At 48.5% G+C, this 3,133-nt stretch carries 4 protein-coding genes; all 4 read right to left on the minus strand.

Translation table 11 applies throughout. From position 1 onward, the window contains the following. A partial coding sequence (locus tag PLI06_10165; GenBank protein HOI77957.1) for a hypothetical protein occupies window positions 1-1,018 on the minus strand: 1,018 nt, incomplete at its 3' end. Window positions 1,019-1,127: 109 nt separating this feature from the next. Then, a complete protein-coding gene (locus PLI06_10170; protein HOI77958.1) occupies window positions 1,128-2,228 on the minus strand; it encodes a site-specific DNA-methyltransferase in 1,101 nt (366 codons plus the stop codon). Window positions 2,229-2,284: 56 nt separating this feature from the next. Beyond that, window positions 2,285-2,617, minus strand: coding sequence for a hypothetical protein (locus tag PLI06_10175; protein ID HOI77959.1), 333 nt, complete (start codon window positions 2,615-2,617; stop codon window positions 2,285-2,287). A gap of 3 nt (window positions 2,618-2,620) precedes the next feature. After that, window positions 2,621-2,941, minus strand: coding sequence for a hypothetical protein (locus tag PLI06_10180; protein ID HOI77960.1), 321 nt, complete (start codon window positions 2,939-2,941; stop codon window positions 2,621-2,623). Between the last annotated feature and the right edge of the window lie 192 nt (window positions 2,942-3,133).

The following is a 3,133-nucleotide window of genomic DNA, read 5'->3' on the forward strand; positions in this document are numbered from 1 at the left end:
ATTTTAAATTGGCAAACTTTGCTTCTTCTGAAAGCATTAACGGGGACTCCCCTCCCCTAAATCCTATCACGGGATAGCCCCCCTCTTTTAGATTTGAATAGACCCCTGCTCCAATGCCGTTTGAGTCTATTACAAGCTTCTCAGGCGGATTATTGTCCAGCTTGTTTTTTGCCCAATTAGTTAAGGGCAATATCTCAAGCTTTGCCATGAACTCTATATCGTAAATATTGAAGATGCCTGTTTCAAGTGAGGCCTTAATGTAAACGCTGTAGTCATCCCCCATCTCAGCAACATCAAATCCGGCATATGTTGCACCTTTGCCTTTTCCTTCAGGATCAATAAGCGCCCTCTCTATCCAGGAGAGTGGTATCAAGGTGTTCTTGTCAGCAGGCGGGAAGTTCCCCAGCACATGGATCTGAAAGAAAGGGCTGTCGCTGCCATAATCTTCTGACATCTGGGATATCCACTGCTTTGACACGCGTGGGCTAAGCCTACCGTCAAGATGGAATGTCCTCCAGTTTGAGCTTTTTGAATGGAAGATGTCGTAGAAGAATCCCTCCGGCCTTGTGGGATTTCCTATCAAAAGGATCTTGGACGAGTTTACACCTTCTTGGGTCTGCGTCCCCTCGATGGCCTCGAATATCTCATCCGGCACCCCTGATGCCTCATCCACTATGAACATTAGATATGGCGCATGAAAACCGAGCATGTTCTCCTTCTTGTCTGAGGCCCTTCCTATCATGGCCCAGTCGTCGCCATAGCTTCCATCCGGCCTTATCATTAGGACCTCTGCATCCCTCGGGGGAAGGTATAGAAATGGCCTTAAAATCGGGGCTTTTGAGATGTTTGCCCTAATCTCCTTCCAGAGTATCCGCTGCACCTGCTGCCAAGTAGGAGCAGTCGTGACAACTATTGATTTTGGCCTTGTGACAAAAAACCATAATCCCAATTTTGCTGCAGTCCAGGTCTTCCCGGGGCCGTTTCCGCTTCTAACAGCTATCCTGTCATGCTCTGCCACTGCCTCAAATATAGGCCTCTGGAGGCCATCAGGCTCCTCGCCAAAGCAGTCAACTGAAAATCTTACAGGATCGTCTATCCAGGATGCGAGGAGTGATTTCATGTCCATTTTAAGAATCAAGCCTCTCTTTCTCTAAGCTGGCCCTAAAAATAAGGCCAGAGTTAGATATCCTGGCGGCTGCTATCTCTGCATACTCCCTCTCAAGCTCTATGCCGATCCACCTTCTCCCCAAGAGCTCGCATGCCATGGCAGTAGTGCCGCTTCCAAGGAAAGGATCCAAAATTGTCTCTTTTGGCCTAGACCCCAGAACAGTCAGGTAAGACATGAGCTTTACAGGCTTCACAGTTGGGTGGTAGTTGTGCCTTTCCGCTCTGTTCCTCTTTTGAGGGATGTCGACTGACTCCTCGTCATCGCACCACCTCTTTGGCCCTATGGATTCGCATCCTGATTCTTTCTCGCTCTTTGAGGGCTTCTTCACAAAGAGGAATGGGAATCTGTCCGCTATGTCTTTGGGAAGTGACCCCACCCTCTCCTCAAACCACATGTCAAGGTCGAACATGTAGGAGTCCCCGCCGAACACCTTATCGCAGGCGAGTAGATTTGAGGGGAACCTTGAAAATCCGTCTTCAGCCGGGATTGAACAGTCTTTTATCCACGTTACTCCTTTCCCGTTTTTTAAGGCCTGGTCGGTATGGCTTTTTTCCGATATCGGCTTCATGGCAACTATTACCACTTCAACGGCGGGCTTGGGCTGAAATCCTGCATAGCCTCCTGATAGCCTTTTTGCGTCATCAGATGCAGGAAGCGTAAAATCAATCTCCTGCCTGTCACAGGCATAGTGCTTCCCCCAGCAAAGTGCTGATCTCTGCCTTCCCGGCATTTCAACAGCCTCTCTTTTAAGGCCAAGCCTCCTGTCGATCACTTTCGATATGTCAAGAGCTTTGGGAAATCCAGAGTGGTATGCCCAGAATATCGGTGTGAATCCGATCTCAAATCCTGCCTCCCCTAAATTTAGGGCCATTTTTGACAAGCAGTCGAGCCTTGGTGCGCTCATGATAAATGCAAATGATCCAGGTTTTAGAAGCCTGTTGCACTCTTTCCAGATATCAACTTTCGGAACTGCCCTGTCCCAGTCCTTTCCCAAAAAAGAGTAGCCATATGGAGGGTCTGTCAGAAGAAGATCAATCGATTCAGGAGGAAGCTCTTTCATGACATCAAGGCAGTCGCCCCGATAGATCCTCCCAAGATCATTTTCAAAAAAGGGCTTCAATTTGGATTTTCCCTCTCCCTGTGGATCTCTTCAATAATGGCTGAGAGATTGATCGTTACCTCTTTTTCCTTCTCTCTTGACTTGGGCGTTAATCTGTACTCGGAAAGCCACTTCCTTATCGATTCGCTCACCTGATTTATGTCAACGTCTTCGCCGGATAATAGCCTCGGGAGCAGTATGCACTTCTGGCATATTAGGGCAAGTGATATCTGATCGGCCGCAATCTCGTCAATCTCAAAGCTCTCAATGATGTGCCTGTAAAGCTTTGAATAGAGCTTTCTTTCCTTCTCCCCTAAGGACTCCTTGGATATCTTCAATAATCCTGTCATCTTCTAGCCGTGGTAGTCCGTCCCTTCCTGTTTCGGTATCTCAAAGGTATCGTATAAGACGCCCCCAAGGACCCCCGTCATGAATCCCTTGTCATAGTCAAAGACAAGCTGGATCTTCCTGTCTAGCCTTGTTAGAATCAATCTGCCCTCGGTGTCAACTGCGACATTGAAGTTGTCACGGTCCATTGAGGTGAGTATGCCGTCAGACAACGGAACTACAACAAGATTGAATCCGCCGGTGCACTTTTTTGGGGAAAGGGGGAGGTGCTGTCTGACAGAGTAGACAAATCCTTCTTCATTCTGGCTATGCGAAACATCAAGCACGAGCCTGTTCTTGGCCCTATCTCTTAAGCCCGTATCCCTTCCTCCCAAGATTTGAAAAGCAGACGGGGCAGGTGAAGTTGTGCTCCGCCGGATGCTTTATCATGTTGCCGCATGTCCTGCAGTAAAGCGGCCCGGTGTCGCAGTCCGGGCATTTGAGCTCCAATCCGCATTTAGCGCACCTATGAATCTTTT

The organism is Methanofastidiosum sp. (genome assembly GCA_035362715.1).
Lineage (GTDB): Archaea > Methanobacteriota_B > Thermococci > Methanofastidiosales > Methanofastidiosaceae > Methanofastidiosum.